The sequence below is a fragment of the Pseudopontixanthobacter vadosimaris genome, assembly GCF_012979275.1.
Taxonomy (GTDB): domain Bacteria; phylum Pseudomonadota; class Alphaproteobacteria; order Sphingomonadales; family Sphingomonadaceae; genus Pseudopontixanthobacter; species Pseudopontixanthobacter vadosimaris.
In genome coordinates, this window is record NZ_JABASZ010000036.1 from 25,690 (window position 1) to 50,442 (window position 24,753).

Sequence of the window (24,753 nt, forward strand, 5' to 3'; positions counted from 1 at the left end):
GGCGGGGGTTCGACAGCCGGGCCGCCGCCCCCTATCTATCCTGACCGAGGCGCAATTTCGGCGCGAAACCGGGACGATCACGTTAAAATGGCATCACGCGCCGACAATATCGCCAGCAATATGAGTCTCGCCAACTTCTCCAAGGCGACGGAGCTCAAGAAGCGTATCTGGTTCACTATCGGAGCACTGATCGTGTTCCGGTTCCTCAGCTTCGTTCCGCTTCCCGGCGTTAATCCGCTCATCCTCGGATCGCTTTATGACAGTGCCCGGGGCGGCATCCTCGATCTGTTCAATACCTTCTCGGGCGGCAGTCTCGAGCGTATGAGCCTGATCGCTCTCGGCGTGATGCCGTATATCACCGCATCGATCGTCATCCAGCTTGCCGCATCGCTTCATCCGGCCCTCGCTGCGCTGAAAAAGGAAGGAGCGACCGGGCGGCAGAAGCTGAACCAGTACACCCGCTACGGCACTGTTTTCCTGACCGCCGTGCAGGGCTGGTTCCTCGCATCGGGGCTTGAAAGTTTCGGCGCCGCCAGCGGCATGCAGGCGGTGGTCGATCCCGGCATCATGTTCCGCATCGGCGCCGTCATCAGCCTGATCGGCGGTACCATGTTCCTTCTCTGGCTCGGTGAACAGATCACGAGCCGGGGTATCGGTAATGGCGTGTCGCTCATCATCATGGCCGGCATCGTCGCACAATTCCCGACCTTTACCGCAAATCTGTTCGAAGGGGGGCGCAGCGGCTCTATCAGTCCTGTCATCATCATCGGCTTCATCGTCATGGTCGTGATCCTGATCCTGTTCATCTGCTTCATGGAGCGGGCGCAGCGCCGGTTGCTGATCCAGTATCCGAAGCGCGCGAGCGCCCGGGGCATGATGCAGGCCGACCGTTCGCATCTGCCGCTCAAGCTCAACACGGCAGGCGTCATCCCGCCGATCTTCGCCAGTTCCCTCCTTCTGCTGCCGCTGACGATCAGTCAGTTCGCCGGCAATTCCATTGATCCGAGCACCACGATGGGCGGGTTCATCAATTCGCTGAACTTCTACCTTCAGCATGGCCAGCCCATTTACATGACGCTGTATGCGGCCGGCATTATCTTCTTCTGTTTCTTCTACACCGCAGTCGTCTTCAATCCGGAAGAAACTGCCGAGAACCTCAAGAAGAACGGCGGGTTCATCCCTGGCATCCGGCCCGGCAAGCGGACGGCGGATTACCTCGATTACGTCCTGACGCGGGTGACGGTGGTCGGTGCCATCTATCTCACCCTGGTCTGCGTCATCCCGGAATATATGATCGCCCAGACCGGCATACCTCTGTTCCTTGGCGGAACGAGCCTGCTCATCGTCGTGAACGTCACGGTGGATACGATCAGCCAGATCCAGTCACATCTGCTGGCGCATCAATATGGCGATCTGATCAAAAAGGCGAAACTGAAAGGCCGACTGCGCTAGGCGTAGCGGGATGGGGGACGCGGGCATGAACATCATCCTTCTGGGGCCTCCCGGTGCGGGCAAGGGAACGCAGTCGCAGCGGCTCGTGGAGCATCACGGCATGCGGCAGCTTTCCACCGGCGACATGCTGCGAGCGGCGGTAAAGGCCGGCACACCCATCGGGCTGAAAGCCAAAGCGGTCATGGAGCGGGGCGAACTTGTGTCCGACGCGATCGTGTCCGAACTCATCGATGCCGAACTGACCGCCATGGGATCGGACGTCGGCGCGATCTTCGACGGCTATCCGCGCACGGCGGCGCAGGTGGAAGCCTTGGACGAGATCCTCGCCCGGCACGGCCGCGATCTCGATCATGTGATCGAGCTCGAAGTGGATGAGGATGCTCTGGTCGAGAGGATCAGCGGGCGATATTCCTGCGCGAATTGCGGCGCAAATTATCACGACGTCTTCAATCAGCCCGTGCGGAACGGCACATGCGACAAATGCGGGGCGCATGAATTCAAGCGGCGTCCCGATGACAATGAAGAAACCGTGCGGACGCGCATGCGTGAATATCGCGCCAAGACCACGCCTATCCTTCCCGGTTATGAAAGCCGCGGCCTTGTAAGCCGGGTCGATGGCATGGCGTCGATCAAGGAGGTGACCGCGGCCCTGGACGACTTGCTGAACTGAGCTCCTTTTTGCTGGTTCGCTGCACGCCGGCACAAATTGCCAGTGCGAGGTTGACGCCTTGCGCGAATCGCCATATGAGCCGGCCTCATTCGAAGCGTTCGAGTAAGGTCCGGAGGGTAGGTTCCGAAAAGGTGTCTGCTTACCGGATATTTGCCATTCCGGATTGCTTGCAGCTTCGATGATATCAGCGATGAGATAGGAGCGCCTGTCCCCTGACAGGGCATCGGTGCGCTTCCTGTGGAGCATGGAGAAAAAAGTGGCTCGTATTGCCGGGGTAAACCTCCCCACGAACAAGCGCGTTATCATTGCGCTGACCTATATTCACGGGATCGGTCGCACGACCGCCGTGGATATTGCCAACAAGCTGGGAATCGATCACGCGGCGCGTATCCAGGATCTGTCGGACGCCGAGATCCTGCAGATTCGCGAAACGATCGACAGCGACTATCAGGTCGAGGGTGATCTTCGCCGCAACACGGCGATGAATATCAAGCGGCTGATGGATCTGCGGTCCTACCGCGGTCTGCGCCATCGCGCCGGTCTGCCGGTGCGCGGTCAGCGCACCCATACCAACGCTCGTACCCGCAAGGGCAAGGCCAAGCCGATCGCCGGCAAGAAGAAGTAAGTACGGCTCCGGCCACTGACGGCCTGCTGCTGCTTACCCGAACTTCTTTCAAGACAGGATACGAACCATGGCACGCGAACCCCAGCGCATTCGGCGCCGCGAGCGGAAAAACATTTCCAGCGGCGTTGCGCATGTAAACGCCAGTTTCAATAATACGATGATTACCATTACCGATGCCCAGGGCAATGCGATCAGCTGGTCCAGCGCAGGGATGATGGGCTTCAAGGGTAGCCGGAAGTCGACGCCCTACGCCGCTCAGGTGGCGGCCGACGATGCAGGCAAGAAGGCTGCCGAACACGGCGTCCGTACGCTGGAAGTCGAAGTCAAGGGGCCAGGGTCTGGCCGTGAAAGTGCGCTGCGCGCGTTGCAGGCGGTGGGCTTCACCATCACTTCGATCCGGGACGTTACGCCGATCCCGCACAATGGCGTACGTCCGTCGAAGCGCCGCCGCGTCTGATCCTGCCCGGCGGCCCGGCCATGCCAGGCGCGCCAACTCCTCAAGGGGCCGGTCAGAACGAGTGTTCCGCTCGAGGCCGGCTCCGCCCGTATCTGAACCTAGGGGAAATCCATGTCCGTCAATATGAAGAACTGGCAGGAACTCAAGAAACCCAATGGCCTCGAGGTCAAGGAAAGCGGCGACAAGAGCCGCAAGGCGACCTTCGTCGCGGAGCCGCTGGAGCGCGGTTTCGGCCTGACGCTGGGCAACGCGTTGCGCCGCGTGCTGCTGTCCAGCTTGCAGGGCGCGGCCATCACGTCCATCAAGGCAGAGAACGTCCTCCACGAATTTTCCAGCCTGGCGGGCGTTCGTGAAGATGTGACCGACATCGTGCTGAATGTGAAGCAGATCGCCCTGAAAATGGAAGGCGAAGGCCCCAAGCGTCTGCAGCTGTCCGTCACCGGGCCTGGTGAAGTGAAAGCGGGCGATATTGCTGTTTCCGGCGATATCGAGGTCATGAACAAGAACCTCGTCATCTGCCATCTCGACGAAGGCGCTTCGCTGAACATGGAACTGACGGCGGATATCGGCAAGGGCTACGTTCCTGCCGTTCAGAACCGCCCTGTCGATGCTCCGATCGGGCTCATCCCTGTCGATTCATTATACTCGCCGATCCGGCAGGTCAGCTACAAGGTCGAAAATGCCCGCGTTGGACAGGAACTCGATTATGACAAGCTGAGCCTGACGGTCGAAACCGACGGCACGGTTACTCCCGACGATGCCGTGGCCTACGCCGCGCGCATCCTGCAGGACCAGCTTTCCCTTTTCGTGCATTTTGAGGAAGGCGTTCCGCAGCCGAGCAGCGCGATGATCGGCGTGGCCGCGCAACCGGAAGAAAGCGATGCCAACCAGCTCAACCGCTATCTGCTCAAGAAGGTGGACGAGTTGGAACTCAGCGTCCGTTCGGCCAATTGCCTCAAGAACGACAACATCATCTATATTGGCGATCTGGTACAGAAGACCGAGGCGGAAATGCTGCGAACGCCGAACTTCGGCCGCAAGTCGCTGAACGAGATCAAGGAGGTTCTCTCCAGCATGGGCCTGCGCCTCGGGATGGACATTCCGGGCTGGCCGCCGGAGAATATCGAGGAAATGGCCAAGAAGCTCGAACAGGAACTTCTCGGCTGAACGGGTCGGGGCGGCGCACCCGCAAGCGCCGCCAGTACCGGGCTACCTGATACGGGCCCCTTACGAACGGAGTACAGAATATGCGTCACGGTATCTCGCAACGTAAACTCAGCCGCAAATCGGGTCATCGCAAGGCCTTGTTCCGCAACATGGCCGGTGCGCTGATCAAGCATGAACAGATCAAGACCACATTGCCGAAGGCGAAGGAACTGCGCCCCTATATCGAAAAGCTGATCACGCTGGCGAAGCGCGGCGGATTGTCGAACCGTCGCCTCGCTGCCGGACGTCTGCTCGACGATGCCCAGGCGCGCAAACTGTTCGAGGTTCTGGCTGACCGATATTCGGATCGTGAAGGTGGCTACACCCGCATCATCAAGGCCGGCTATCGCGCCGGTGACGCGTCGCAGATGGCTATTATCGAACTGGTAGACCGCGATGTCGATGCCAAGGGGCAGGACAGTGGTCCGGTCATGAACCAGGACGAGGAAGAATTCGAAGCGGCCTGAGCATACTGTCACAGGAACACCGAGTGGGCCGGCGGATCGAGTTCCGCCGGCCTTTTTTTGGGAAGCTGTCGGGGAGTGCCGGGCATTCTGCCAGCCCTTCCGCCTTTCAAGCGCGTTCTGTTCACAAAATAGCAGTATTATATGAACCTTTTTTGACAGCGCAATTCAGCGTTACCAAATTCCGTCTGGGGTAGAACCTTGTCATGATCGCCGCCCTCCATAGCGGTGCTAACGAAAGGTTTGTACGATGAAGAGCATTTCCAGAACCCTGACCAAAGCAGCGGTTGCTACCGTCGCCGCCGGGGCAGTGGCGGTGGCTTCCGCAAGCCCGGCTTTCGCTCAGCGATACTACGATCGCTATGATGACGATGATGGCATCAGTGCCGGCGAGATCATTGCCGGAGCCGTTATTCTGGGCGGCATTGCGGCAATCGCGTCTTCTGTCGGACGCGATAGATATGATCGTTATGATCGGTACGACGATCGTTATCGCGATCGCTATGATTATCGGGACAATTACCGCCGTGGCTCGGCCCGTCAGGCGGTGGATCGCTGTGTTCGTGCCGCAGAGCAGGACGTGGGCCGGTACACTTATGGACGCGCGAATGTGATGCAAATTCGCGACGTCGACCGCAAGCGGAACGGCTATCGCGTGAAGGGTTCCATTGCCGTGCGTGATGGTTACGCCTCACGCCGTGGCAGCCGCTACCGCGCTGATCGGCGCGGCTACGACACGGGCCGATTTACCTGCGACATCCGCAATGGCCGGATAGTCGACTTGAATTATCGCGGGCTGCGCGGCCTGCGCTGATCGGTGCGTCGGTCGTTCGCATCCCCTCGATACGATCTAAAGGTGTAAGGGGGGGTGGCAGCGCCGGTGCTGCTCTCCTGTAAAGGGAGCGGTCACGAAACATTCGGAAGAACAGAAAAATTGCAACGGGGGGTTCTAGCGGTCCCGATAGGCTGGCAGCGCCAGCTTCCACTGGATCGCTGCGGCGCGCAGGGCGAAGCCGGCCAGGGTGGCGAGCGGCCATGTGACATAGCGCGGCAGCCCCGCCGTGTCTCCCGCCATTGCCAGGAGGGCAGAGAGGCCCGCGGCGGTGACGTAAAGTTCCGGTCGCATCAGGATGGAGGGCCGCCCTGCGACGATATCGCGGATGATCCCGCCTACGCAACCGGTCACCACGCCCATGACGACCGCAGGGATCGGCGGAATGCCATACGACATGCTCTTGGCCGTGCCCAGAACCGCATAGCCGGTCAGACCCAGGCCATCGGCGAATTCGAGTAGCTTACCTTCCCACCAGCGCGTCGGCGTCAACCATGATATGCAGGCCACGCCGAGGCATACCCCAGCGACCCAGGCATCCTCTATCCAGAACACGGGCGCGCCGATCAGCAGATCGCGAACCGTGCCGCCGCCGACGCCGGTAACCAATGCAAAAAACGACATGGTGACGAAGGTCTGCCCCTCGCGGGCCGCGATCAGCGCGCCCGACAGGGCAAAGATCGCCACGCCGAGCAGGTCGAGCCAATCGAGAACCGGCGTCAACACCTCGACGGCCATCATGGGACTCGTCACTGCAGGATCGTCCCTCGGCGGCGGAACAGTAGCACCGCACCGATCAGCACACCTGGCGGCCATCCGAACCGGATGGGCCCACCAACAAGATGGCGATGCATCGTGAATAGGAACATGCTTCGTATCCTGCAGCCGGCTGTCGGCCAGATAAAACACCGGCTGGCGCCATGCCAGCGCAGTTACCTCAATCCCGCGCGAAAATCCGGCTGTTATCGGCGAAGGCTTTCATCTCGACCGCATTGCCGCTGGGGTCGTGAAAGAACATGGTGGCCTGTTCGCCAGCCTGACCGGCGAAACGAATATGGGGCTCGATCACAAAACGAATCTCGGCCGCCCGCAACCGATTCGCGAGTTCATGCCAGTCTTCCATCGACAGGATGATGCCGAAATGCGGAACCGGCACATCATCCCCATCCACGCGGTTCGACGCGGCGGCGCGATCCGCAACCAGGCCGGGCGCCTGATGCGCCACGATCTGATGCCCATAAAAATTGAAATCTACCCAATCCGCGCTGCTGCGCCCTTCCGTGCAGCCCATCACCTCGCCCCAGAACGCCCGTGCGGCGGTCAGATCGTGAACGGGGAAGGCCAGGTGGAAAGGACGTAGAGACATCAGATCGCTCGTTCTAGATGTGGATCGCGCTGCCGTTCACCAGCATCGCGGCTTCCTTCAAGGCTTCCGAATGCGTGGGATGGGCATGGCAGGTGTAGGCGATATCCTCGGCCGTCGTACCGAATTCCATCGCCTGCGTCGCCTGTGCGATCATCGTTCCTGCCAGCGCGTTGATGCACCATACGCCGAGCACGCGATCAGTCTCCGCATCGGCGATGACCTTGACGAAGCCTTCCGGTTCGCGGTTGGTCTTGGCGCGGCTGTTGGCCATCATCGGGAATTTGCCCGTCTTGATCTTCCGGCCATCCTCCTTCGCCTCTTCCTCGGTCAGGCCGACGCCTGCCATTTCCGGCATGGTGTATACGACGCTGGGGATCAGATCGTGGTTCACTATGCCGGTCTGCCCGGCGATGTTCTCGGCCACGGCGATACCTTCGTCTTCGGCCTTGTGCGCCAGCATCGGCCCGGGAATGACGTCACCGATGGCCCAGACCCCGTCGACCGCCGTGCGGAAGTCGTGATGCGTTTCGATCTGGCCGCGCTTGTTCTGCTCGAGCCCGATTGCGTGCAAATTCAGCCCCTCGACATTGGGGCGCCGCCCGATGGAGACCAGCACGTGGCTCGCTTCTATCGTCGACGACTCGCCGCCATCGGCGGGTTCGACCGTCAGCGTGACGCCTTTCACCGTATCCTTCGCGCCGGTGACCTTTGTCTGTAGCTTCAGGTCCATGCCCTGCTTCTTGAAGATCTTCGCCGCTTCCTTGCGCACATCGCCATCCATACCGGGCAGCAATTGATCGAGATATTCGACGACCGTGACCTTGGCGCCAAGGCGCCGCCAGACAGAGCCGAGTTCCAGCCCGATCACCCCACCGCCGATCACGACCAGATGTTCCGGCACCTGGTCCAGCTTCAGCGCCCCGGTGGAGTCCACGATCCGGCCCCCATCATTATCGACATCGATGCCAGGCAGGGGCGTGACGCTTGATCCCGTCGCGATCACGATGTCCTTCGCAGTGACGCTCTTGCCATCGACTGTAACAGTATGCGCGTCCTCGAACGCGGCGCGGCCCTTCAGCCATTCCACCTTGTTCTTCTTGAACAGGAACTCGATGCCGCCGGTCAGTTCCTTCACCGCCTTCGACTTCTCGCCCATCATGGTGCCGAGGTCGAGTTCGACCTTCGGAGCCTTGATGCCCCATTTCGCCATGTGGCCGTTCGCTTCGTCGAACAGTTCACTACCATGCAGCAGCGCCTTGGACGGAATGCAGCCGACATTGAGACAGGTGCCGCCCAGCGTATCGCGGCTCTCCGCGCAGGCCGTTTTCAGGCCCAGCTGCGCGGCGCGGATGGCGGCGACATAGCCGCCGGGCCCGGCACCGATGACAAGGACGTCGTAATCGTAGGTTTGGTCAGCCATGTTCGGTCCTCAAAGGTCGATCAGCATCCGCGTGGGATCCTCGATCGCCTCCTTCATGATTTTCAATGCGGTAACGGCCTCGCGCCCGTCGATCAGGCGGTGGTCGTAGGAAAGGGCGATATACATCATCGGCCGGATGACGATTTCCCCGTCGACCACGACGGCGCGGTCCTCGATGCGGTGCAGGCCCAGCACGGCGCTCTGCGGCGGGTTGATGATCGGGGTGGACATCAGCGATCCGAAGACGCCGCCATTCGAGATGGTGAAGGTTCCTCCCTTCATGTCGTCCATGGTCAGCGTGCCTTCCTTGGCCCGCTTGCCGAAATCGGCAATGTCCCTTTCGATCTGGGCGAAGCCCTTCCGGTCGGCATTGCGGATGACCGGGACGACGAGGCCGTTCGGCGCGCTGACTGCCACCGAAATATCGACGTAATCGTGATAGACGATCTCGTCACCCTCGATATAGGCATTCGCGGCGGGCACGTCCTTCAGCGCAAGGCAGGCGGCCTTCGCGAAGAAGCCCATGAAGCCTAGCTTGATGTCGTGCTTCCTGGCAAAGAGTTCCTTGTATTTCTCGCGCGCGGCGACGACGGCGCTCATATCGCAATCGTTGAAGGTGGTGAGCAGCGCCGCCTCCTCCTGCGCACCTTTCAGGCGGCGGGCGATGGTCTGGCGCATACGCGTCATCTTCACGCGTTCCTCGCGGCGTTCGCCTGCAGCAGCGGGAGACGCTGATGTGGCGGGAGCGGTCTCGCCAGCCTGCGCTGCTGCCTGACTGCCCAAGCCCTTGGACTTTGCCGCTTCCAGCACGTCTTCCTTGGTCAGGCGGCCATCGCGGCCCGATCCCTTGACACTGGACGGGTCGATGCCGTGTTCCAGAACGGCGCGGCGCACCGCGGGTGACAGGGTCTGATTGCCGGCACCGCTGTCGTCACCCGAAGCTGGCTGCGCGGCTTCGCTCCGGTCGCCGCCACCTGAACCGGAAGGTTTTTCCTCCTGTTTGCGTCCGGCATCCGATCCGCCGGCGGCAGGGGCCGCGCCTTCCTCGACCAGCGCGATGATCGCACCGACCTCGACCGTGTCGCCGACCGCAGCGCTGTGTTCGCTCAGCACGCCTGCAACGGGCGAGGGCACTTCCACCGCGACCTTGTCGGTTTCCAGGCTGGCGATGGGTTCATCCAGCGCGACCGCATCGCCAGGCTGTTTCAGCCATTCGCCGATAGTCGCTTCGGTAACCGATTCGCCCAGTGTCGGGACTTTGACTTCGCTTGCCATTATTTCGCTTTCCTGGATTCGGTCTGTGTCTGGGGTGCCGCGCCCGGCCTGATCAGGGTCGATCCGATGCGTGCGCCTTCACGTTCGGCATGCCCGCCATCGGCAAGGCCAAGCGCGATATTGACCAGCGCCTGCTGCTGCACCTCGTGCCGCTTGGCAAATCCGGTCGCCGGGCTGGCCGCGACTTCGCGCCCGGCATAAAGGGGGCGCATTTTCTTGCCGGCCCCGACGGCCGCATCCTCGATCTGGCGGTCCACGAAGAACCAGGCGCCATTGTTGCGCGGTTCTTCCTGGCACCAGACGATCTCTTCGAGATTGCTCATCCGCGCTATGCGAATGGCCAACGGTTCACCGGGGAAGGGGTAGAGTTGCTCGATCCGGATGATGGAGACATCGTCCAGGCCTTCGGCATCGCGTTTCTCTATCAGGTCGAAAGCGACCTTGCCCGAGCACAGGACGAGGCGCCGCACCTTGTCGTCGGCGATGTCCTTCGTGTCCGACACGATCCTGCGAAAATGGCTGTCGCCGGTGAAATCGGCCCGCTCGGAACGTGCCATCGGGTGCCGCAGCAGCGATTTCGGCGTCATGATGATGAGCGGTTTGCGGAACGGCCGCAGCATCTGCCGCCGCAGGACGTGGAAATAATTGGCCGGAAGCGTGATGTTGCAGACCTGGATATTGTCATTGGCGCAAAGCTGCAGGAACCGTTCGAGCCGCGCGCTGGAATGTTCCGGCCCCTGGCCTTCGTAGCCATGGGGCAGCAGCATGACGAGGCCGTTCGCCCGCAGCCATTTCACCTCACCCGCTGCGATGAACTGGTCGATGATGATCTGAGCGCCATTGGCGAAATCGCCGAATTGCGCTTCCCACAACACCAGCGTTTTCGGATCGGCGAGCGCAAAGCCATATTCGAAGCCGAGTACGCCATATTCGGACAGCGGGCTGTCATAGACCTCGAACTTGCCGTGGGGCAGGGTGGCGAGGGGGAGATATTTGCGCTCATTGGTCTGGTCGATCCACATCGAATGGCGCTGGCTGAAGGTGCCGCGGCCCGAATCTTGACCCGACAGGCGTACGCCGTGTCCCTCGGTGACGAGGCTGCCGAATGCGAGCGCCTCGCCCGTAGCCCAATCGAACCCTTCGCCGCTCTCGAACATCTTGGCCTTGGCGTCGAGCACGCGGCCAAGGGTCTTGTGGATGTTCAGATCTTCGGGAACGGTGGTCAGCGTGCGGCCGAGGCTATCGAACAGCTTGCCCTCGATCGCGGTATCGACGTTGCGCCGCGCGGTTTCGGCATCGGCAGGCTTGTGCAACCCGCTCCAGCGCCCCGCGAACCAGTCGGCCTCGTTGGGCTTGTAACTGGTGGCGGCGTCGAATTCCTCGGTCAGATGATCGCTGAATTCGGTTTCCAGTGCAGCCAGATCGTCTTTGGAGATGACGCCTTCCTCGGTGAGGCGGCTTGAGTAGAGAACGCTCACCTTGTCATGCGCGCGGATGCGGTCATACATCAGCGGTTGAGTGAAACTCGGCTCGTCGCCTTCATTGTGGCCGAAGCGGCGATAGCACCACATGTCGATCACGATATCCCGGCCAAAACGCTGGCGATATTCGATGGCCAGCTTGCAGGCGAAGGTCACGGCTTCCGGATTGTCGCCATTCACATGCAGGATCGGCGCCTGCACGCCCTTCGCCACATCGCTGGGATAGGGGCTGGAGCGCGCGAATTGCGGGCTGGTGGTGAAGCCGATCTGATTGTTGATGACGAAGTGGATGCAGCCGCCGGTATTGTACCCGCGCACACCCGAAAAGCCGAGGCATTCCCAAACGATGCCCTGGCCAGCAAAGGCGGCATCGCCGTGGATCAGCACCGGCAGCACCTGCTCGTGCTTCTTCAGATCGTCGCGGATCGCCTGCTGCGCGCGGGCCTTGCCCAGCACCACGGGGTCCACGGCTTCCAGGTGGCTGGGGTTGGGAACCAGGCTCATATGCACCTTGATCCCGTCGAATTCACGGTCCGTGCTGGTGCCGAGGTGATATTTGACGTCGCCCGAACCGCCGACATCGTCGGGATTGGCGCTGCCGCCCTGAAATTCGTGGAAGATGACCTTGTAAGGCTTGCCCATGACGTTCGAGAGGATGTTCAGCCGCCCCCGGTGGGCCATGCCGTAGATGATCTCGCGCACGCCCATCGCGCCGCCATATTTGATCACCGCCTCCAGCGCCGGGATCATGCTCTCGCCGCCATCGAGGCCGAACCGCTTGGTGCCGACATATTTCTTGCCGAGGAATTTCTCGAACTGTTCGCCGCGCACCACGGCTGACAGGATGGCGCGCTTGCCCTCGTCGGTAAACTGGATGACCTTGTCCGGCCCCTCGATCCGCTCCTGCAGGAAACGCCGCTCCTCCACGTCGGAAATATGCATGTATTCGAGGCCGACCTGCCCGCAGTAATTCGCACGCAGGACGTCCACCAGCTCGCGCGGGGTGGCCCATTCCATGTTCAGCGTGCCGCCGAGATAGACCTCGCGGTCCAGCGCAGCGCCGGTGAAGCCGTGCCAGTCCAGCTTGAGATCTTCAGGCAATTCGCGCTGCGACAGGTTCAGCGGGTCGAGATCGGCAGCAAGATGCCCGCGTACCCGGTAGGTCCGGATCAGCAGCATGGCGCGGATGGAATCACCCGCCGCCTGTTCCACGGCCGCATCGTCCATGACCTTGCCGGCCTTCGCCGCAGCATTTTTGACCGCAAGTTGCATGGCGGTGGGATCAAGCGCAGCAGTCAGATCGTCCGTGCCATCCAGCGGAGGCCAGTTCGGCCGGTCCCAGGAAGGGCCGGGCTGCGGACCTTCCTGATCGGGCAGGAAATCGTGGCTTTCATCACCCATGCGGGTCACCTTTCGCGCGGACAGTCATATTGCCGCATTTGTAAACGTCGCCGCCCGGCAGGGCAGGGCGGACCGGCACTGGCCCGCCCGGCCCGGCCTCAGGCGTTTTCCTTCAGCATCGCGTCAAGCGTGGTGCCGAGTTCGCTGGGGCTGGGCGAAACGCGGATGCCCGCATCCTCCATCGCCGCGATCTTGTCGTCGGCGCCGCCCTGACCGCCGGAGACGATCGCCCCGGCATGGCCCATGCGGCGGCCCGGAGGCGCGGTGCGTCCGGCGATGAAACCGACCATGGGCTTGCGGCGGCCCTTCGCGGCCTGTTCCTTGATGAAGGCTGCCGCTTCCTCTTCGGCGCTGCCGCCGATCTCGCCGATCATGATGATCGATTTCGTCTCGTCGTCGCTGAGGAACAGGTCGAGCACATCGATGAAATTGGTGCCGTTGACCGGATCGCCGCCGATGCCCACAGCCGTGGTCTGGCCGAGTCCGACCTGCGTGGTCTGGTGCACCGCTTCATAGGTCAGCGTGCCCGATCGCGAGACCACGCCGACGCTGCCCTTCTTGAAGATGGAGCCGGGCATGATGCCGATCTTGCATTCGCCGGGTGTCAGCACGCCGGGGCAGTTGGGGCCGATCAGGCGCGACTTGCTACCTTCCAGCGCCGCCTTCACCCGCACCATGTCGAGCACCGGGATACCTTCGGTGATCGCGATGATCAGTTCGATCTCGGCATCGATTGCCTCGCAGATGGCGTCGGCGGCGAATGGCGGCGGCACATAGATGCATGATGCGGTCGCGCCGGTTTCGGCCTTCGCCTCGCGCACCGTGTTGAAATTCGGCAGGCCGATATGCGTGGTGCCGCCTTTGCCGGGCGTTACCCCTGCGACCATCTTGGTGCCATAATCCAGCGCCTGCTGCGTGTGGAATGTGCCGGTGTCGCCGGTCATCCCTTGCGTGATTACCTTGGTATTCTTGTCTACGAGGATGCTCATTTCTTCTCTCCAAGTTCGACGACAGTCGCGCGGAAGGCAGGTTCCTGCTTCGATCCTGTCGGTTTGAGCAGGACGAAATCGCGTCCTGCCATATATCTGAGATCACCACCCTTGCTGCCGGCGCTGGTGAAGGCTTCGCCAAAGGAACTCCGCAATTCGCCGAATGCCGCTGACGACGAGAGCCCGCCGACCACGACGCAGACCGCCGCGTCCTTGGAAAGCATCACGATGGGGGCGCCCCGCTCCTTGCCGAAAATTGCAAGTTCGGCCTCGACCTTCTCGCCATCCCTTTCATATTGCGCCGCTTTCCAGCCACGCTGGATCAGCACATCGGGATCGACCGTTTCCGGCGAAGTGGCGGCGGCGCAATCCCGCACGGCACTTGCGGCGCTGCCGCCACCGACCGCGGGAAGGGCGGCCGATGCAGCAGAGGCCCCGGCGAGGATTACCGCCGGGGCGAAAAGGGCGAACGCCTTACGCAAGGCTGCTGTCGATGCCCTTGCAGGCTTCCAGAAGTTCCCTCACCGCGTCAACGCTCACGTCGAAGTTCTTCTTCGCTTCCTCGTTCAACTCGATCTCGACGATCTTTTCGACGCCGTTCGCGCCGATCACCACCGGCACGCCGACATACAGATCGTTGACACCGTACTGGCCGGTCAGGTTGGCGGCTGCGGGCAAGACCCGGCGCTTATCCTTCAGATAGCTTTCCGCCATCATGATCGCGCTGGTTGCGGGGGCGTAGAACGCGCTGCCATTGCCCAGCAGACCGACGATTTCGCCGCCGCCCTTGCGGGTGCGGTCGACGATCGCGTCCATCTTGTCCTGCGTCGACCAGCCCATCTTGATGAGGTCGGGAACGGGGATGCCGGCAACGGTCGAATATTCCAGAACGGGAACCATGGTATCGCCATGGCCGCCGAGAACGAACGCCGTAACATCCTCGACCGAAACGTCGAATTCATCGGCCAGGAAGTGGCGGAAGCGCGCGCTGTCGAGCACACCGGCCATGCCGACGACCTTCTCATGCGGAAGGCCGGAGAATTCACGGAGCGCCCAGACCATCGCGTCGAGCGGGTTGGTGATGCAGATGACGAAAGCGTTTGGCGCATTGGCCTTGATGCCTTCGCCGACGGCCTTCATGACCTTGAGGTTGGTGGCGAGCAGATCGTCGCGGCTCATCCCCGGCTTGCGCGGAATGCCGGCGGTAACGATGCAGACATCGGCATCCGCGATATCGGCATAGTCGCTGGTGCCCTTCAGCTTCGCGTCATAGCCTTCGACCGGCCCTGCCTGCGCCAGATCGAGCGCCTTGCCCGACGGCATGCCTTCGGAAATGTCGAACAGGACGACATCGCCCATTTCCTTCATTGCGGCGAGATGGGCGAGCGTGCCGCCGATCATCCCGGCGCCGATCAGCGCGATCTTTCTGCGGCGGACGGGGTTGTTGGCTGTATCTTTGGCCATGCGTCTCGTGTGGTCCTTCCCGGGCGGGATCGGATTTGCGGCGGTTTGGCAACCGGCCCCCACGTCCCGCGGCGGAGCCTGTGCCCGATGAACTTGCGCGCCGGACTAGGCCCGGCAACTTGTGAATGCAACACCAAAGCCCCGACCCTGCCGACTATCTTCATAAAACGCTTCGCAAACGCTTCGCATTAGCATCAGGACAATTTCTGTTCAACGGAATGACGTTTGGCTGGCGGCTTCGTTCCCTCAGCCTGACTTGCAGCAGGAGCGGCCGGCAGGATCACAGCTTCGCAACATCCAGAACTGCAGCCGTGCCGGAGCGGTGCAGCGCTGCTATGCTTGCTGGTCCGGACACGCCGAAGCTTCCAGCCTAGCTGCCGCCCGCCGGTCGAGCTTGCCGCAAATCCCGAGCCAATGGCGGTAATCCGTCATGCTGCCGGCATCGAGAGCATCCCGCGCCCTCTGCACAGCGGCATCGGCTGCATTCATCCCATGAAGCGCGAAGTGGCGCAGGGATTGCTGCAGCCGCAGATCGTCTTCGCGGCGCGCCAGGTCGGATGCCGGTCCATTGTCATTCGCGTATCTTGCCTGTCCGCGCCGGGAGAGTGCGCGTGCGACCGGGGAACAGGCAGCGGCGGAGCGTGCAGCGGCGAAGTGAACCGTCATGACGGCAAGAACCCTTGTTTTTCAGCCGGCGATCATCTGCCGCCCTTCGTCCTAGTGATAATCGCGACCCGCTAAGGCTTTGTTCCAACCCAGGGTTTCCAGCCGCTTAACGATGAGAAGCCCCCTTAATTGTGAGAAGCCCCCTTAATTATGAGAAGGGAGTCAGTCCGGCTGGGCTATCCAGCGGCCGCTGTTGCGGTATTCCGGCCTGACCTGACCTGACGCTGGCAGATTCGACCGATCCGCTGGCGGTATCGTTCCCATCGCCTCCACCTCTGCGCGGGAGGTCGGGGTCACCTGCTGCTGACCGGTCGAGGGTGTCGCGGCGCGCGGCATGATGTCGCGGCGTTCCGCACTGGCCTGCTCCGTCTCGCGGGAGGCTTCCTGCTGCGCCTTGCGCTTCGCCTCGGCAAAGATGCGCTCATATTCCCGCGCCAGCAGGATGGGGTCCGTCGCGCTTGCCGGTTCGGGCGCCATGCTGCGGGGATGCGGTGCCGGCAGGGGCTCGCCGCCGCGATACCGCATCGAGAATGCGCTCTTCATCCCTGCCGCACCGCGCCAGCGATAGAATTTATGTGCGCCGATCGTGCCGATTCCATGCAGGCTGGGCGCCCAGTAGGGCGCGATCCAGATGGTATGATAATGGGTGGCGAGGCCGACGGGAGCATAGGTCTCGCCGCTCAGCGCAGCATGGGCCACCTGCCGCGCACGGGCGAAGGTCGCAGGCGAAGGCCGCCGCGCCAGCGCGCCGTCACAGGTGAAGCTGAACTGGCATCCGGTCTGCCGTTCCGAACCCTGGAACACGACGCCGCAGACACTCGCGGGATAGCTGGGATGCGCCACGCGATTGAGAACCACCTGGGCGACGGCCCGCTGACCATCGGCGCTTTCGCTCGCCGCTTCGTAATAGACCGCCATGGACAGGCATTGCAGCGCCCGCGCCTTGTCGATCCCGCTGCCTGCGATACGAAACTCCGGTGCTGATCCGGCGATGCGGCTGGTCGCAATTTCGGACGGCGCAACCATATGGTTCCCTGCGGGTAGCAGGCCGGAGCCGGAGGTCGGCAAGGCTTTGCCGGCCAGATAGTATAAAGCGGAAGCCGAAGAACCTGCCTCCGGCGTCTCGGCGGAACGGGAAGCGGCTGCATCCGCCACTGCGCTCTCGCCCTTCCATAACGGCCATGCGCCTGCCACGCCCAGACCGCCGGGCGCGGTCAGCGCGGGAAGCGCGATCGCTGCCGAAAGTGCGATCAGCCGCCGCCTGCGCTGCGCCGCTGCCCGCCGCAAACCAGCGCCAGCCACGGCGCCGCGATGGAAGCGCGCGCGGAAGTCCGCAGGCCGCAAATCATCAGGCAGCATCGCATCGCTGAAAGGGTTGGCGTATGGGGGCAGTCGATGTCTCCTGAAAAATTCGCGCACCGGGCGCGTATCGCCTGAATAGGCCCCAGGCGAATCCCGCAACATGCGCTGCCCCATAGCAGGACAGGTAAGGAGATCGAGTTAACGAGTGTGGGTGGCGGACTTGCAGCAGCAGGGTTGCCGCCCGCTGCGGAGCAGGTTAGGGGCGCGTCACGTCATGGGTTGCCCGTATCGGTTTCGATGCGGGCCTAAGAGGGAAGCCGGTGCAATACCGGCGCTGCCCCCGCAACTGTGACCGGGGAGCCTGCGTTCCAATTGCCACTGGCCCGTTGCCTGCTGCACGCAGGTTCGGGCCGGGAAGGCGGAACGCAAGGTGTCGATCCGGGAGCCAGGAGACCTGCCCCTGTCGGTCGTTCCAGCCACCGGGCGGGGTGTATCGGAGGCAGATGTGAAACAGGCGTATGCCTGCTTCCCGTCGTGGGCGACATATGTTCGTCCATTTATGGGAAATGTCATGCGTAACTCACTGTATATACTCCTCTCCGCATCCGCTATTGCCGTGGCCGCACCTGCCTTGGCTCAGGACTTGCCGACTGGCGCCGAACACGGCGGATCGACTGCAGAAGAACTGATCGTCATCGGCACCGGTCTGCCGGACGCCGCCGACCGGACGGGCCAGGCGATCACCGTGCTGGACGAGGAGGTGCTGGATTCCATCCAGAGCCCGGACCTGTCGCGCGCCCTGCGGCGGCTGCCGGGTGTCACCCTGACGCGCAATGGCGGGCTCGGCGGTTTCACCGGTGTGCGGGTGCGCGGGTCGGCTGCTGAACAGGTGCTGGTGCTGATCGACGGGGTGCGGGTGAACGACGTTTCCAGCCCCGGCGGCGGCTATGATTTCGGCGGATTGATGGGCGGAACAATCGAGCGCATCGAATTACTGCGAGGGTCCAGTTCGGTCATCTGGGGTTCCGACGCGCTTGGCGGCGTGATGAACCTGACGACGCGCCGTGCAGCCGGGCTGGAAGCCGATGCGGAATATGGCGGAGATGACAGGTTCAGCGGCAATCTGGCCTATGGCATCGAAAACGGCGCGCTTTCGGCGGCCTTCGGCGGAGGCTATGTCACTGAAGAAGGCTTCTCCTCGGCGGCATCGGGAACCGAGGCGGACGGGTTTCGCCAGTATGATGCCACCGCACGCGCGGACATCGCGCTCGGCGGCGGCCTGTCGCTGAACGCCGCCGGACGCTTCGCCGATTCCGAGCTGGAGATCGACGGATTTCCCGCCCCCGCTTTCACCTTTGCCGACACGCTGGAACGGCAGGACCAGCGTGAAATCTCGAGTCGCTTTGGCGCGGATTACACCGGCGATGATCTGACTGTGCGAGGCGGCATCGCGCTGGCCGACATCAGCCGCGATCTCGTCGATGAAGGCGTGGGGCCGGAGCCTTATTATGCAACCGACGGGCAGTCGGTCCGGGCGGAAATCTTCGGCCGTGTGCGCCTGCCCGGAACGTTCGCCCTGGATTTCGGCGGCGATTACGAATGGACCGATTTTCGTGCCGATGACGGTTTCGCCGCCACCGATGGCTCCGCCGAACTGCGTAGCGTCCATGCATTGTTCGGTCACTATGGATCGCGCCTGACCCTTGCCGGCGGCGTGCGCTACGACGATCACTCCCGTTTCGGCGGGGAATGGAGCCTCGGTGCCAATGCCGCCTATGCCCTTGCGCCCGACCTTCGCATCCGCGCATCCTATGGCGAGGGGTTCAAGGTGCCCACCCTGTTCCAGCTGCTGTCCGATTTCGGCAATGATGCCTTGCAGCCCGAACGCAGCAAATCCTATGATGCCGGACTGGAATATGGCGCACGCGACGATGCGTTTTTCGCCGCAGTCACCGCCTTTCGCCGCGACAGCGACAATCTGATCGATTTCGTCTCCTGCTTCGGTTCGCCCTCGCCGATCTGCACCGGTCGCCCCTTCGGCACCTATGACAATATCGGCCGGGCACGGGCGCAGGGCGTGGAGGTGGAAGGCAGCGTGGCGCCGGATGCAAACACCCGCTTCGGCCTCGTCTATTCCTACATCGACACGGAAAACCGCACTGCGGATGGCAGCGCATCGGGCAACCAACTGGCCCGCCGGCCAGCCCACGCGCTGACCGCCAGCGCCGACTGGCAGACACCTTTCGGTGTGGTGCTGGGCGGAGATATCCGGCTGGTCGGCGACAGTTTCGACGATGCCGGCAATCTCGTCCCGATCGACGGCTATGCGCTGGCCGATATTCGCGCCAGCCTGCCCTTCGGCGACCGTTTCGAGCTTTTCGGCCGGATCGAGAATGTGACCGACGCGGACTATGTCGAGGTAGCAGGCTACGCCACGCAGGGCCGCGCTGCCTATGTCGGTGCGCGGCTGCGGATGTGAGGCGCGCCGCCGCCTTGCTCCTCGCCGTGCTGGCGGTTCAGAGTGCCGCCTGTGCGCCGCCCGGCGCGGCCTCGGCGGCGGCTGCGTCTTCAAACGGTAGCGCGCAGGCGGCGGAACCTCTCCGGTCCCGGCCCACCATCGTCAGCCTCAACCCCTGCACGGACGCGATCCTCGCGGAAGTGGCAGCACCGGGACAGTTGCTGGCACTTTCGCACTACAGCCATGATCCCCGGGCCTCGTCGATGAATGTGTCGCAGGCCCGGCGTTTCGCGGCCACGGGAGGAACGGTGGAGGAGGTTCTGGCGCTCGATCCCGACCTGGTCGTGGCGGGCGATTTCCTGCCGCCCGCCACCCGTGCGGCGCTGAACGACCTGGGAATCCGCGTGGAGACATTCGGCATCGCGCGCAGCGTTGCGGAAAGCGCGGCGCAGGTGCGCCGCATCGCTGCACTGGCGGGCCATGCCGGGAGGGGGGAGAGGCTTGCCCGCCGCATCGAAAGCGCCATGGCCGCTGCCGAACCGGTCACCGCACAGCCGCCGGTTCGCACGATATTGTGGCAGCCGGGCGGCATCGTTGCGGGTGAGAACGCGCTGGTCAGCGAATTGATGCGGCGTACTGGTTTTTCAAGCTACAGCGCCGAGCAGGGAATGGGGCAGGCCGATTACCTGCCACTGGAACGCCTGCTTGCCGACCCGCCCGATCTGGTGCTGGTGGCGGGGCAGGAACGGATGCAGCGGCATCCGGTGCTGGCGAAACTGCCCCGAATGCAGCGCGCCGACTTCGATCCGGCGCTGCTTTATTGCGGCGGACCCACCATCATCCGTGCGGCCGAGCGGCTGAAGGCGGTCAGGTCGGATATGCACGCCAGAAGCGGGGATGGCGCGTGATGCTGCTGCACCGGTTAGATGCTCGGCCGGATTTTCGGCCCAATCTGCTGCTTGCCCTGCTGATTGCGCTGGCTCTGCCAGTGTCGCTGCTGGCGGGGCGGGTGTGGATCGACCCTGCAACCACGCCGAACGCGGCCGTGATCCTTGCCCAGCTGCGCCTGCCGCGCGGGTTGCTGGCGCTGGTGATCGGCGGCGGGTTGGGAGCGGCGGGAGCTGCGATGCAGGGCTATCTTCGCAATCCGCTTGCGGATCCGGGCCTGTTCGGCATCGCGCCGGGCGCGGCTTTGGGTGCCGTCATCTGCCTGTGGTTCGGCGCGGCCCTGCCTTTCGCCTCCACCGGCCTGCTAGTGCCGATCTTCGCCCTGATCGGGGCGGGCGGCGCGATGGCGCTGCTGTCGCTCATCGCCGGGCGAACGGGCGGTATTGCCCTGTTCACGCTGGCAGGCATGATGATCGCCAGCCTTGCCGGTGCGCTGACCAGCCTTGCCATCAGCCTTGCGCCCAACGCCTTTGCCATGTCGGAAATCGTCAGCTGGCTGATGGGCGCGCTGACCGACCGCAGCTGGAGCGATCTGTGGATCGCCCTGCCGTTGACCGCTGCGGGCATCGCCTGCCTGCGCCTGGCGGGAACGGGACTCGATGCGCTGATCCTGGGCGAAGCCGCAGCGCGGTCCATGGGCATGAACCCGCAGCGACTGCAGGCGCTGCTGATCGCCGGCGTCGGCCTGACCGTCGGCAGCGGAGTGGCGGTGGCGGGGATCGTCGGCTTCGTCGGGCTGATCGTTCCGCATCTGGTTCGCCCGCTGACCGACCAGAGGCCGTCCAGCCTGATCATGCCGAGCGCGCTTGCCGGGGCACTGCTGGTGCTGGTGGCGGACAGCGTCTGCCGCATCCTGCCGCTGGTGACGGAATTGCGCCTCGGCATCGCGCTCAGCCTGATCGGCGCACCTTTCTTCCTGTGGCTGCTGCTGCGGATGCGAAGGCGGATGGCATGAGCGTGCCAGCGGTTCTGGAGGCATCCGGCCTTTGCGTCGCGCGGGGCGGGCGGGGCGTGCTGAACGATGTTTCGCTAAATATCAAAACGGGCACCGTCACCGCGATCTGCGGCCCGAACGGCGCGGGCAAGTCGACCTTGCTCGAAGCCTTGGCAGGGCTGGTTCCGCTCCAGAGCGGGGCCGTGCTGCTGGGGGGCAGGGCGCTGGCGGAAATTCCTGCGCTGCAACGGGCGCGGCAATTGGGCTATCTGCCGCAGGCGGCGGAAATCGCCTGGGACGTCGCGGTCCGCAATCTGGTCATGCTCGGGCGGATGCCGCATCGCGATGCCGATCACCGCATCGTGCAGGATGTGATGAAGGCGCTCGATCTGCTGCCATTCGCCGCGCGCCCCGTCTCGCAGCTATCGGGCGGTGAACGCGCCCGCGCGCTGCTGGCGCGGGTGCTGGCGGGAACCCCGGAATGGATATTGGCGGATGAACCGCTGGCGGCTCTGGATATCGCGCATCAGGACAATCTCGTCTGCCATCTGAGGCAGGCGGCGAAGGGCGGGGCAGGGGTCGTGCTGGTCCTGCACGATCTCGCGCTCGCCATGAACCATGCCGACCGGATCGTGGTGCTGGACGAAGGGCGCATCGCTGCGGACGGGCCGGGCGCGGCGGCGCTTGCCCCTGCAATCATCCGCCGGGTCTGGGGCGTGGAATGCGAATGGCTGGGGAGCCAGGGCCGCTTCGCCCTGTCCACCGGACCGGCCCGATGACGCGCGAAGATCTGGAGGCGCGCTGGTTCGCGCTCACACGCGAAGAACTGCCGGGCATGGCACGGGAGCGGGGCTGGCCCATCCACCTCGACCATTGCTTCCAGCGCATCCTGCTCGACAATGCCGTGGGCATGGCATGGCGCGATGCCATTCGCCCACCGGCCTATCGCAACACGAGCGATGAGCAACTGGAGAAAGCTGTCGGCCTTGGCGAAGCGGCGGCGAGAGGGGAGGAGGACCTCGCCGCTCTCAACCGCCGCTCGCTGGCCTGGCGGGGCAAATCTTTGCCCCGCTGACCCGGTTCGCAAATCAGCCTCAGCCGGTTTCGTCGGCGAGGTTCGGCTTCGGATCGTTGCCGACCAGGCCGCGCGCTTCCAGCATCGGCTGCACATCGGGCTGACGACCGGCGAAGTTCTCGAACATCCGGAAATAATCCATCGTCCCGCCGCGGCTGAGCACGGTCTCCCGGAAATGATCGCCGTTCGCGCGGGTCAACCCGCCGTGATTACGGAACCACTGGCGGCTGTCGCGGTCTAGCATTTCCGTCCACAGATAGGAATAATAGCCAGCGGAATACCCTTCCGGGCTGCTGAAGATGTGGCGGAAATAGGGGCTGCGGTAACGTGGCGGCACCAGTTCCGTTTCGAGACCGAGTTCGCCCAGCGAACGCGCTTCGAAGGCGCTCACTTCCTCGGGCGTGTCGATGGCAGCCGCCTCGGCCGCACTGAGCGAATGCCACTTCATGTCGAGCAGCGCCGCTTCCATCGTCTCACCCAGCGCATAGCCCTGGTTGAACAGCGCGGCTTCCTCGATCTTGGTGATCAGTTCGGCCGGGATGGTTTCACCCGTCTGATAATGCGTGGCGTAATTCGCCAGCACCTTCGGGTCCGTCGCCCACATCTCGTTCACCTGGCTCGGATATTCGACGAAGTCGCGCGCCGTGGCGGTGCCGGAAAGCGAGGCATAGGTCTGGTCCGCGAAGAAGCCGTGCAGGGCATGGCCGAATTCGTGGAACATTGTCTGCACATTGTCGAAGCTGACCAGCTGCGGTTCACCTTCGGGCGCCTTGGGGATGTTCAGCACGTTGTAGATGACAGGCTTGGTGCCGTAGAGCCTGGACTGGTCGACGAAATTCGACATCCACGCCCCGCCGCGCTTGCTGTCGCGCTGATAGGGATCGAAATAGAACAGGCCCAGTTCCGAACCGTCGCGGTCGAACACGGTGTAGGTGGTGACGTCGGGATGGTAGACCGGCAGGTCGGTACGCTGTTCAAAATTCAACCCGTAAAGCTGGTTGGCCGCGTAGAAAACGCCGTTTTCCAGCACGTTCTCGACCTCGAAATACGGCTTCACCGCGCTTTCATCGAGGTCGTAGCGCGCCTTGCGGACCTTTTCGGCATAGCGATCCCAGTCCCAGGGCTGCACCTTGAAATTGCCACCCTCGGCGCGGATGGCCGCGTTCAGCACCTCTGCCTCGCGCCGCTGGGTGGCGGCGAGGGCGGGCACCATCGCTTCCATGAAGTCGATCGCGGTCTTCGGTGTTTTCGCCATGCGATCGTACATGACATAGCTCGCCCAGTCGGGCTGGCCGAACAGGGCTGCCTTGCGCGCCCGCAAGGCGGCGATTTCCGCCACCATGGCGCGGGTATCATTGGCGTCGCCGCGATTGGCGCGGTTGATGCTGGCCATGAACAGGGCCTCGCGCGCGGCGCGGTTCTCCATCTCCGGCAGAAGCGGCTGCTGCGTGGTGTTCTGCAGGGCGATGACATACTGGCCCGGCAGTCCGCGTTCGGCGGCCGCCTTGGAAGCGGCTTCGATGGTGGCAGGCGACAGGCCGGCGAGCAGCGAGGCATCGTCGACGACGAGCGCGTTCTCGTTCGTCGCCTTGGTCAGCAATTGCGAAAATTCGGTCGTCAGCGTCGAGAGCCGCGAATTGATCTGCTTGACTTCCGCCTTCTGCGCCTCGGTCAGCATCGCGCCGGCATGGACCATCTGCTCGTATGTTTCCTCCAGCAGCTTGGCATCTTCAGGCACCATCGCCATCGCGGCGCGATTGTCGTAAACCGCCTTCACTCGCCGGAAAAGCTGGGGGTTCAGCTGGATCGCATCGGAATGCGCGGACAGCTTCGGGCTGATTTCGGCATCGATCGCATCGAGCGTGTCGTTCGTGTTCGCACCGGTCAGCGCGTAGAACACGGAAGCGACGCGGTTCAGCATCCGGCCCGAGGTTTCCAGCGGCACGATGGTGTTGGCAAAAGTTGCGGGCGCGGGATTGTTCGCGATTGCCGCGACCTCGGCAGCATGGATGCGCATCGCCTGTTCGAAAGCCGGGCGGAAATCGGCAGGCCGGATCTGGTTGAAATCGGGCGCCAGGAACGGCAGCGTGCTGTCGGCGGCGAAATAGCCGGTGCCTGTGGGGATGTCGGCATTCAGGAAAGGTCCGGCTTCGGTTCCGGGCAGGGTTTCACTCGTTCGGGCAGAGGCCATGTCCATGTCGTTCATCGTGGTGCATCCTCCAAGCAGCGCGCCGATCGCGGCTGCGGCCAAATATTGAGCTTTCATAT

23 protein-coding genes and 1 riboswitch are annotated in these 24,753 nt (G+C 63.2%); of the genes, 12 read left to right on the top strand and 11 right to left on the bottom strand.

Features of this window, described 5'->3' with window-relative positions; translation table 11 throughout:
• The first annotated feature begins 87 nt into the window (after nt 1–87).
• From secY to HG250_RS08130, 7 genes are all read left to right on the top strand, one after another.
• Nucleotides 88–1,452, top strand: a complete 1,365-nt coding sequence (gene secY, locus HG250_RS08100; protein WP_170004530.1) for a preprotein translocase subunit SecY — start codon at nt 88–90, stop codon at nt 1,450–1,452.
• 25 nt (nt 1,453–1,477) lie between these two features.
• The gene (locus tag HG250_RS08105; protein WP_170004532.1) at nt 1,478–2,122 is read left to right on the top strand and encodes an adenylate kinase; all 645 of its coding nucleotides are present in this window, start codon (nt 1,478–1,480) and stop codon (nt 2,120–2,122) included.
• Nucleotides 2,123–2,378: 256 nt separating this feature from the next.
• A complete protein-coding gene (rpsM, locus tag HG250_RS08110) occupies nt 2,379–2,747 on the top strand; it encodes a 30S ribosomal protein S13 (protein ID WP_170004781.1) in 369 nt (122 codons plus the stop codon).
• Between the two features lie 67 nt (nt 2,748–2,814).
• Nucleotides 2,815–3,204 (top strand): 30S ribosomal protein S11, encoded by a 390-nt coding sequence (gene rpsK / locus HG250_RS08115; RefSeq protein WP_047820301.1) that lies wholly within the window; start codon nt 2,815–2,817, stop codon nt 3,202–3,204.
• Between the two features lie 111 nt (nt 3,205–3,315).
• Nucleotides 3,316–4,371, top strand: coding sequence for a DNA-directed RNA polymerase subunit alpha (locus HG250_RS08120; RefSeq protein ID WP_170004534.1), 1,056 nt, complete (start codon nt 3,316–3,318; stop codon nt 4,369–4,371).
• 80 nt (nt 4,372–4,451) lie between these two features.
• Complete coding sequence (gene rplQ, locus HG250_RS08125) at nt 4,452–4,877, top strand: 50S ribosomal protein L17 (RefSeq protein ID WP_170004536.1); 426 nt, start codon at nt 4,452–4,454, stop codon at nt 4,875–4,877.
• A gap of 247 nt (nt 4,878–5,124) precedes the next feature.
• Nucleotides 5,125–5,688 carry a hypothetical protein gene (locus HG250_RS08130; RefSeq protein WP_170004538.1) on the top strand — a complete coding sequence of 188 codons (564 nt, stop codon included), beginning with the start codon at nt 5,125–5,127 and terminating at the stop codon, nt 5,686–5,688.
• Between the two features lie 135 nt (nt 5,689–5,823).
• Here HG250_RS08130 and HG250_RS08135 read toward each other — a convergent pair whose 3' ends face one another.
• The 10 genes from HG250_RS08135 to HG250_RS08180 form a co-directional block, all read right to left on the bottom strand.
• Nucleotides 5,824–6,444, bottom strand: coding sequence for a trimeric intracellular cation channel family protein (locus tag HG250_RS08135; RefSeq protein ID WP_170004782.1), 621 nt, complete (start codon nt 6,442–6,444; stop codon nt 5,824–5,826).
• A 199-nt stretch (nt 6,445–6,643) separates the two neighbouring features.
• A complete protein-coding gene (locus HG250_RS08140; RefSeq protein ID WP_170004540.1) occupies nt 6,644–7,072 on the bottom strand; it encodes a VOC family protein in 429 nt (142 codons plus the stop codon).
• Nucleotides 7,073–7,085: 13 nt separating this feature from the next.
• Complete coding sequence (gene lpdA / locus HG250_RS08145) at nt 7,086–8,492, bottom strand: dihydrolipoyl dehydrogenase (protein WP_170004542.1); 1,407 nt, start codon at nt 8,490–8,492, stop codon at nt 7,086–7,088.
• A gap of 9 nt (nt 8,493–8,501) precedes the next feature.
• A complete protein-coding gene (odhB, locus tag HG250_RS08150) occupies nt 8,502–9,767 on the bottom strand; it encodes a 2-oxoglutarate dehydrogenase complex dihydrolipoyllysine-residue succinyltransferase (protein WP_170004544.1) in 1,266 nt (421 codons plus the stop codon).
• Entirely contained in the window at nt 9,767–12,649 is a 2,883-nt protein-coding gene (locus HG250_RS08155) for a 2-oxoglutarate dehydrogenase E1 component (protein WP_170004546.1), read from the bottom strand. Before HG250_RS08155 ends, odhB begins: the two co-directional genes overlap by 1 nt.
• Nucleotides 12,650–12,747: 98 nt before the next feature.
• A complete protein-coding gene (gene sucD, locus HG250_RS08160; protein ID WP_170004548.1) occupies nt 12,748–13,638 on the bottom strand; it encodes a succinate--CoA ligase subunit alpha in 891 nt (296 codons plus the stop codon).
• The gene (locus HG250_RS08165; RefSeq protein ID WP_170004550.1) at nt 13,635–14,120 is read right to left on the bottom strand and encodes a hypothetical protein; all 486 of its coding nucleotides are present in this window, start codon (nt 14,118–14,120) and stop codon (nt 13,635–13,637) included. The genes sucD and HG250_RS08165 overlap by 4 nt, the downstream gene beginning before the upstream one ends.
• Nucleotides 14,113–15,102 (bottom strand): malate dehydrogenase, encoded by a 990-nt coding sequence (mdh, locus tag HG250_RS08170; RefSeq protein WP_170004552.1) that lies wholly within the window; start codon nt 15,100–15,102, stop codon nt 14,113–14,115. The genes HG250_RS08165 and mdh overlap by 8 nt, the downstream gene beginning before the upstream one ends.
• 333 nt (nt 15,103–15,435) lie before the next feature.
• On the bottom strand, nt 15,436–15,768 hold the full coding sequence (locus tag HG250_RS08175; protein WP_170004554.1) for a hypothetical protein: 333 nt from the start codon (nt 15,766–15,768) through the stop codon (nt 15,436–15,438).
• Between the two features lie 162 nt (nt 15,769–15,930).
• On the bottom strand, nt 15,931–17,070 hold the full coding sequence (locus HG250_RS08180) for a cell wall hydrolase (protein WP_338103885.1): 1,140 nt from the start codon (nt 17,068–17,070) through the stop codon (nt 15,931–15,933).
• 259 nt (nt 17,071–17,329) lie between these two features.
• Nucleotides 17,330–17,546, top strand: a riboswitch (cobalamin riboswitch).
• A 95-nt stretch (nt 17,547–17,641) separates the two neighbouring features.
• Between HG250_RS08180 and HG250_RS08185 the strand changes: the two genes are divergently transcribed.
• The 5 genes from HG250_RS08185 to HG250_RS08205 are packed head-to-tail and all read left to right on the top strand — an operon-like array spanning nt 17,642 to nt 22,485.
• A complete protein-coding gene (locus HG250_RS08185; RefSeq protein WP_170004556.1) occupies nt 17,642–19,549 on the top strand; it encodes a TonB-dependent receptor plug domain-containing protein in 1,908 nt (635 codons plus the stop codon).
• Complete coding sequence (locus tag HG250_RS08190) at nt 19,546–20,436, top strand: ABC transporter substrate-binding protein (RefSeq protein ID WP_338103886.1); 891 nt, start codon at nt 19,546–19,548, stop codon at nt 20,434–20,436. The genes HG250_RS08185 and HG250_RS08190 overlap by 4 nt, the downstream gene beginning before the upstream one ends.
• Nucleotides 20,436–21,431, top strand: a complete 996-nt coding sequence (locus HG250_RS08195; protein WP_170004787.1) for a FecCD family ABC transporter permease — start codon at nt 20,436–20,438, stop codon at nt 21,429–21,431. Before HG250_RS08190 ends, HG250_RS08195 begins: the two co-directional genes overlap by 1 nt.
• Nucleotides 21,428–22,189: an ABC transporter ATP-binding protein gene (locus HG250_RS08200; RefSeq protein WP_170004558.1), complete on the top strand. Its 762-nt coding sequence runs from the start codon at nt 21,428–21,430 to the stop codon at nt 22,187–22,189. The genes HG250_RS08195 and HG250_RS08200 overlap by 4 nt, the downstream gene beginning before the upstream one ends.
• Nucleotides 22,186–22,485, top strand: a complete 300-nt coding sequence (locus HG250_RS08205; protein ID WP_170004560.1) for a GCN5-related N-acetyltransferase — start codon at nt 22,186–22,188, stop codon at nt 22,483–22,485. Before HG250_RS08200 ends, HG250_RS08205 begins: the two co-directional genes overlap by 4 nt.
• Before the next feature lie 19 nt (nt 22,486–22,504).
• On the opposite strand, the gene HG250_RS08210 is transcribed toward HG250_RS08205, so the two are convergent.
• Nucleotides 22,505–24,691 carry a M3 family metallopeptidase gene (locus HG250_RS08210; RefSeq protein WP_240957007.1) on the bottom strand — a complete coding sequence of 729 codons (2,187 nt, stop codon included), beginning with the start codon at nt 24,689–24,691 and terminating at the stop codon, nt 22,505–22,507.
• Nucleotides 24,692–24,753 lie beyond the last annotated feature (62 nt).

Bases quoted from the DNA above. Each gene is read 5' to 3' on its own strand.
- secY (WP_170004530.1), top strand. From the start codon at position 88: ATGGCATCACGCGCCGACAATATCGCCAGCAATATGAGTCTCGCCAAC.
- HG250_RS08105 (WP_170004532.1), top strand. From the start codon at position 1,478: ATGAACATCATCCTTCTGGGGCCTCCCGGTGCGGGCAAGGGAACGCAG.
- rpsK (WP_047820301.1), top strand. From the start codon at position 2,815: ATGGCACGCGAACCCCAGCGCATTCGGCGCCGCGAGCGGAAAAACATT.
- HG250_RS08120 (WP_170004534.1), top strand. From the start codon at position 3,316: ATGTCCGTCAATATGAAGAACTGGCAGGAACTCAAGAAACCCAATGGC.
- rplQ (WP_170004536.1), top strand. From the start codon at position 4,452: ATGCGTCACGGTATCTCGCAACGTAAACTCAGCCGCAAATCGGGTCAT.
- HG250_RS08130 (WP_170004538.1), top strand. From the start codon at position 5,125: ATGAAGAGCATTTCCAGAACCCTGACCAAAGCAGCGGTTGCTACCGTC.
- HG250_RS08135 (WP_170004782.1), bottom strand. From the start codon at position 6,444: ATGGCCGTCGAGGTGTTGACGCCGGTTCTCGATTGGCTCGACCTGCTC.
- HG250_RS08140 (WP_170004540.1), bottom strand. From the start codon at position 7,072: ATGTCTCTACGTCCTTTCCACCTGGCCTTCCCCGTTCACGATCTGACC.
- lpdA (WP_170004542.1), bottom strand. From the start codon at position 8,492: ATGGCTGACCAAACCTACGATTACGACGTCCTTGTCATCGGTGCCGGG.
- odhB (WP_170004544.1), bottom strand. From the start codon at position 9,767: ATGGCAAGCGAAGTCAAAGTCCCGACACTGGGCGAATCGGTTACCGAA.
- HG250_RS08155 (WP_170004546.1), bottom strand. From the start codon at position 12,649: ATGGGTGATGAAAGCCACGATTTCCTGCCCGATCAGGAAGGTCCGCAG.
- sucD (WP_170004548.1), bottom strand. From the start codon at position 13,638: ATGAGCATCCTCGTAGACAAGAATACCAAGGTAATCACGCAAGGGATG.
- mdh (WP_170004552.1), bottom strand. From the start codon at position 15,102: ATGGCCAAAGATACAGCCAACAACCCCGTCCGCCGCAGAAAGATCGCG.
- HG250_RS08175 (WP_170004554.1), bottom strand. From the start codon at position 15,768: ATGACGGTTCACTTCGCCGCTGCACGCTCCGCCGCTGCCTGTTCCCCG.
- HG250_RS08185 (WP_170004556.1), top strand. From the start codon at position 17,642: ATGCGTAACTCACTGTATATACTCCTCTCCGCATCCGCTATTGCCGTG.
- HG250_RS08195 (WP_170004787.1), top strand. From the start codon at position 20,436: ATGCTGCTGCACCGGTTAGATGCTCGGCCGGATTTTCGGCCCAATCTG.
- HG250_RS08200 (WP_170004558.1), top strand. From the start codon at position 21,428: ATGAGCGTGCCAGCGGTTCTGGAGGCATCCGGCCTTTGCGTCGCGCGG.
- HG250_RS08205 (WP_170004560.1), top strand. From the start codon at position 22,186: ATGACGCGCGAAGATCTGGAGGCGCGCTGGTTCGCGCTCACACGCGAA.
- HG250_RS08210 (WP_240957007.1), bottom strand. From the start codon at position 24,691: ATGAACGACATGGACATGGCCTCTGCCCGAACGAGTGAAACCCTGCCC.